The sequence below is a fragment of the Skermanella sp. genome, assembly GCF_059503625.1.
The window spans coordinates 1-5,675 of record NZ_JCACHA010001075.1 but is presented as its reverse complement, the minus strand read 5'-3'; the positions used below and the strand labels follow the sequence as shown (position 1 = coordinate 5,675).

General features: G+C 64.8%; 6 protein-coding genes. 5 read left to right on the top strand and 1 reads right to left on the bottom strand.

Going from position 1 to position 5,675, the window contains the following annotated elements:
• The 5 genes from AC5JJ6_RS38810 to AC5JJ6_RS38790 all read left to right on the top strand — a co-directional run.
• Positions 1 to 1,036 (top strand): SLC13 family permease (locus AC5JJ6_RS38810; protein ID WP_496047161.1); only part of this gene is annotated, 1,036 nt, incomplete at its 5' end.
• Between the two features lie 228 nt (positions 1,037 to 1,264).
• A complete protein-coding gene (locus AC5JJ6_RS38805; RefSeq protein WP_496047160.1) occupies positions 1,265 to 2,281 on the top strand; it encodes an ABC transporter substrate-binding protein in 1,017 nt (338 codons plus the stop codon).
• A 17-nt stretch (positions 2,282 to 2,298) separates the two neighbouring features.
• Positions 2,299 to 3,129: an ABC transporter ATP-binding protein gene (locus AC5JJ6_RS38800; protein ID WP_496047159.1), complete on the top strand. Its 831-nt coding sequence runs from the start codon at positions 2,299 to 2,301 to the stop codon at positions 3,127 to 3,129.
• The gene (locus AC5JJ6_RS38795) at positions 3,126 to 4,022 is read left to right on the top strand and encodes an ABC transporter permease (protein WP_496047158.1); all 897 of its coding nucleotides are present in this window, start codon (positions 3,126 to 3,128) and stop codon (positions 4,020 to 4,022) included. Before AC5JJ6_RS38800 ends, AC5JJ6_RS38795 begins: the two co-directional genes overlap by 4 nt.
• 11 nt (positions 4,023 to 4,033) lie before the next feature.
• On the top strand, positions 4,034 to 4,894 hold the full coding sequence (locus AC5JJ6_RS38790) for a TauD/TfdA dioxygenase family protein (protein ID WP_496047157.1): 861 nt from the start codon (positions 4,034 to 4,036) through the stop codon (positions 4,892 to 4,894).
• 47 nt (positions 4,895 to 4,941) lie between these two features.
• Here the strand turns inward: AC5JJ6_RS38790 and AC5JJ6_RS38785 are convergent.
• A partial coding sequence (locus tag AC5JJ6_RS38785) for a hypothetical protein (RefSeq protein WP_496047156.1) occupies positions 4,942 to 5,675 on the bottom strand: 734 nt, incomplete at its 5' end.

Here is a 5,675-nt window from a genome sequence, read left to right as displayed (position 1 = left end):
GGAGGAAGAGCGCGGAGTCACCGTCATCGGCGTCATCCGCGACGGACGTCGGGTCTTCGCGCGGCCGGGCACCGTCAGGTTCCAATCCGGCGATATCGTCCTGCTGGAAACCGACACGGCCACATTGCAGCATCTTGTCGAGCTGGAAGGTCTGGCCCTGGTGGCGCAGGGCGCCGGCGGACGCGAGTTGCGGCTGACCGAGGCGATGGTGATGCCCAATGCCCTGATCCAGGGCAGCAGCGCCCTGTCGCTCGACCTGAGGGAACGCTGGGGCGTCAATCTGGTCGCGGTGTCGCGCCAGGGCCGGCGCTTCGAGGGGCGACTGCGCGACGCCAATCTCAGCGCCGGCGATATCCTTCTGCTCGACGGCGATCCGGAGATCGTCGCCGAGGCGATGGAGGAACTGGGCTGCATCCCGCTGGCCGACCGCAAGCTGGAGTTCGAGCCGCGCCGGACATGGCTGATCGTCCCGGTCTTCGCCGCCGCCGTGACCGCCGCCGCCTTGGATCTGGCATCCGCCGCGATCGCATTCACCTGTGCCGTCCTGGCGATGCTGGCGGCCCGCATCATCCGCCCCGCATCCCTGTACGAGGCGGTCGACTGGCCGGTGGTCGTGCTGCTTGGCGCCATGATCCCGCTCGGCACTGCCGTCCAGACGACGGGGTTGGCTGGATGGATCGGCGAAGTGGTCGTCATGATGGCGCCGGCCTTGGGGCCGACCGGCATGCTGGCCGTCGTCCTGATCGCGGCCATGGCGGTAACGCCGATGCTGAACAACGCGGCGACCGTGGTCATCATGGCGCCTGTCGTGGTCAACATCGCCCAGCAACTGGGGGTGTCGCCCGACGCCTTCCTGATGGCGGTCTGCATCGGCGCGTCCTGCGACTTCCTGACCCCCTTCGGCCACCACAACAACTCGATCATCCTGGGACCGGGCGGCTACCGGTTCGGCGATTTCTGGCGGGTGGGGCTGCCGCTGGACCTGATCGTGATCGTGTTGTCGCTGCTGCTGATCCCACGCATCTGGGCGTTCTGACTGCCTGAACTGATCTGTCTTCAGTTCGTTGTGCAAAATCCAAAAATTGTACTATGCAAAAAGCCACGAGCGCCTTTGCTGTGAATGGATTTGACATACCCGCGATGTGACAAATATCTTGTATCAGGGTTTAAGCATGTCATCTTGTTTGATTATACAGTGATGTGCAGAGAAAATTTGTTAAATAAGCGAGGGTTGCAGGCCATGGCGAAGAATGGAACGGGTGGAATGGGCAGGTCATTCCTGGGCAAGGTACTTGCCGGTGGAGTGGCGTCCGTTCTCTGCCTGGTCGCCGGGTCGGCGATGGCGGAAGTGCAGACCGTCCGTTTCGCCCGCCAGCTTGGCCTGGGCTATCTCCAGCTATACGTGGCGCAGGATCTGAAGCTGGTAGAAAAGCACGCTCGGGAAGCGGGGCTGGGGGACGTGACTGCCGCCTATGCGCCGCTCGGCAGCCCGTCCGCCGTCAACGACGCGCTGTTGTCAGGCAGTGCGGAATTCGCCGCCGCCGGCATTCCGCCCTTCCTGATCCTGTGGGACAAGACCCGCAAGAGCGCCGATGTCCGCGCTCTCGCCACGTTGAATTCCCAGCCGGCCTACCTGAATACCAACAAGCCGGATGTAAAATCCCTGGCCGATTTCACGGAAAAGGACAGGATCGCTGTTCCGACCGTCAAGCTGTCGTATCAGGCGATCATCCTCCAGATGGCGGCGGAGAAGCAGTTCGGCGAAGGCAGCTACGCCAAGCTCGACAACCTGACCGTCTCATTGAGCCACCCGGAAGCGACGATTTCCCTGCTGTCCGGCAAGACCGAGGTCTCGGCCAGCTTCACCAGCCCGCCGTTCCAGTACCAGCAGCTCGAGAGCGACAAGATCCACCGGGTCATCAGCTCGTACGACGTGCTGGGTGGCCCCGGCTCCTTCAGCGCGCTGTGGACGACGGCCAAGTTCCGCGAGAACAACCCGAAGACCACCAGGGCCGTCCTTGCCGCGATGGACGAGGCCAGCGCTTTCATCAAGGAAAACCCCAAACAGGCGGCCGAGATCTACATCCGCCTGGACAACTCCAAGCTGGCGCCCGAATTCGTCGAGAAGATCATCACCGATCCCGAGATCCAGTATTCGACCACGCCGCAGAACATCCTGAAATACACGGATTTCATGGCGCGGGTCGGCACCCTCAAGAACAAGCCCGCCACGTGGCAGGAGCTTTTCTTCCCCGAACTGCACGAGCGTGCAGGCAGTTGACCGGAGGCATGAACGCCATGGGCCGCGTACTCCCCTTCACCGGACAGGAAACCGATCCCGGCGTCCTGCTCGACGTCGATAACGTCACGCTCCAGTACAAGACGGACTCCCGCCTGGTCACCGCCACGTATCAGGTCGATTTCCAGGTCCACCGGGGCGACCGCTTCGTGCTGCTCGGCCCGTCCGGCTGCGGCAAGTCCAGCCTGCTGAAGGCGGTCGCCGGCTTCATCAAGCCGGTCGAGGGCCAGATCCGCCTGAACGGGGCTCCCGTCACCGGCCCCGGTCCGGACCGCATGGTCGTGTTCCAGGAGTTCGACCAGCTCCTGCCCTGGAAGACCGTGTTCCAGAACGTCATGTTTCCGCTGCGCTCGCGCGGCGTGCCGAAACGGGAGGCCGGGGATCGCGCCGGCACCTACATCGCCAAGGTCGGCCTTGACCGTTTCCGCGACAGCTACCCGCACACCCTGTCGGGCGGCATGAAGCAGCGCGTCGCCATCGCCCGCGCCATGGCGACCGAGCCGGAAATCCTGCTGATGGACGAGCCGTTCGCCGCCCTCGACGCCCTGACCCGGCGCCGGATGCAGGAAGAACTGCTTCAGCTATGGGACGACGTCCGCTTCACCGTGCTGTTCGTCACTCACTCGATCGAGGAAGCTATCATCGTCGGCAACCGCATCCTCGTGCTGTCGCCCCATCCGGGGCAGGTCAAGGCGGAACTCAACGCCCACAGCTACGGCCACGAGAAGAGCGAGGGCTTCGCGGCCCTGGAGAACCGCATCCACACGATGCTGTTCGCCGAGCAGAATACTGCGCCGGTTCCCAAGGTGACCAGGGCGGCAAGGCCATGACGGGTAGCATTCAATCGCATCAGCAGCCGCTCGTCCCGTCGGTCCGTCCGGAATTCGAACGGGACGTGCTCGACGCCGGCGTGATCGGCGACATCAGCCGGCCGCTCTCCCTGTGGGAGCGTCTGACCGGCAACACGCTGGCTCGCCGGATCTTCATCCTGGTCCTGCTCGGCGCCGCGTGGCAGGCTTACGCCGTCTGGTCGGACAACCCGCTGATGTTCCCGACCCTCAGCGAAACGCTGGCGACGCTGTGGACCAGTCTGGTCGATGGGCAGTTGTTCCAGCGCTGCCTGACCTCGCTCCGCATTCTGCTGGTCGGCTACGCGGTAGGCATTGCGGCGGCGGCTGTTCTGACGATGCTGGCGGTCACGACGCGCTTCGGCAACGACCTGCTGAGCACGCTGACCAGCATGTTCAATCCCCTTCCCGCCATCGCCCTGTTGCCGCTGGCCTTGCTGTGGTTCGGCCTGGGCGAGGGCAGCCTGACCTTCGTGCTGGTCCATGCCGTGCTGTGGCCGATGGCGCTCAACACGCATTCCGGCTTCATGGGCGTCAGCGACACCCTGCGGATGGCCGGGCAGAACTATGGGCTGAAGGGCCTGCGCTACGTCATGCTGATCCTGGTGCCCGCAGCATTGCCGTCGATCCTGACCGGTCTGAAGATCGGCTGGGCCTTCGCGTGGCGGACCCTGATCGCGGCGGAGCTTGTGTTCGGCGTCAGTTCCGGGGCAGGCGGCATCGGCTGGTTCATCTACGAGAACCGCAACCAGCTCGAGATCCCCAGCGTCTTCGCCGGGCTGCTGATGGTCATCATCATCGGCCTGCTGGTCGAAAGCGTGGTCTTCCGCTCGATCGAAATCTATACCGTTAGAAAATGGGGTATGCAGCGATGAGTTCGTCAACCGTGGCGACAACCGTAGACGTGATCCCGACGTCGCCGGTGCTGGGCGCCGAGATCACCGGCATCGATCTTTCCCGCGACTTCGGCGAGCGTGAATACCGGTTCGTCAACGAGGCGCTGCTGAAGCACCGCGTGATCGTGCTGCGCAACCAGAACCTTTCCGACGACGACCTGCTGGCCTTCAGCCGCCGGTTCGGCACACTGGACAAGGCGCCGCCCAACGAGAACGGCAAGCAGTTCGTCCCCGGCTACGAGGAGATCTACGTCATCTCCAACGTGATCGAGAACGGCGTCGCCATCGGCGCGCTGGGAGCGGGCGAGGCGTCCTGGCACACCGACATGTCGTTCCTGCCCGACCCGCCGCTGGGCAGCGTGCTCTATTCGCTGGAAGTGCCGCCGAGCGGAGGGGACACGTGGTTCCTCAACACCGTCATGGCCTATCAGGCGCTCCCCGCCGACCTGCGCGCCCGCGTCGACGGCCTTTCGCTGAAGCATGACAGCACGACCAACAGCGGCGGCTTCCTCCGCCACGGCTACGAGCGGCCGACCGATCTGGCGACTTCCCCCGGCACGATCCACCCGCTGGTCATCACCCACCCGGAAAGCGGCGACCGTGCGCTCTACCTGGGCCGGCGTCTCAACGCCTATGTCGTCGGGCTGCCGATCGAGGAGGGCGAAGCCCTGCTCGACGAGTTGTGGAGCCACGTCGCCAAGCCGGAATTCACCTGGGCGCATTCCTGGCGCAAGGGCGATCTGGTCATGTGGGACAACCGCGTCACCATGCACCGCCGCGACAGCTTCGACAACCAGCACCGCCGCCTGATGCACCGCACGCAGGTCCGCGCACGGCACAAGGCGGCTTAAGGCCAAATCGATCGCGGATCGGTCAGGGCCGACCTGCGAAAGACGGGTCAAGTCTCGTAGAAGATATCCAAACTCTCGGTCTCCGAACTCAGCGCCTCGATCGCGTGTTCGGCGTCCGCCAGGGCTTCCCAAAGCTCCTGGACGAGCGTCATGCGGTCGCCGCAACGGTCGAAGTTCTCCAGCAGCCGGCCCAGCTTGCGGTGGGAGAGCAAGGTCTTGTGGCGCACCCACTCGATGCGGGCGCGCTCCACGTCCCCGGCGCCGTCTTCAAGGTCATGGATGCTGATATCAGCGTCTTCGGGAAGAAAAACCAGCTTGGCATAGGCGGCGGAACTGCTTCCGTTCTGGCGGAGCACGATGCCGGGATGCTGGAGCAACGCGAAGCCCGCCGCCAAGGCTCCGGCGTTCGACAGGCTCAGGACCAGTGCCACCGCTCCGGCCGTAGCGCTGGCACCGGCGGGCGCTGGGACCATGCAGGTGCTGGTCAGGGCGCTGACGGCGTCGATTACCTTGGGGTGCCGCGCCATTTCGGCCAAAAACTTGGGGGATGCGCGCTCCGCCGCCGCAATCCCGGCGGCACTCAGTAGTCTGAAGGGAGCCGCCAGGGCCGGGGAGGGCGGTGCTTCGTCCAAGGCGCCGGACAGGCTGACCGTCCACGCCGGAGGCTCGATGGCAAGATGCCGGCTGGCGTCGAAAGAGGGCGCGGCGTTGGCGGAGTTCTGTCGGCGCGCGTTCAACGGAATGATCAGCGCATTCATCGGCATCGCTCCTCCGCGCGGTC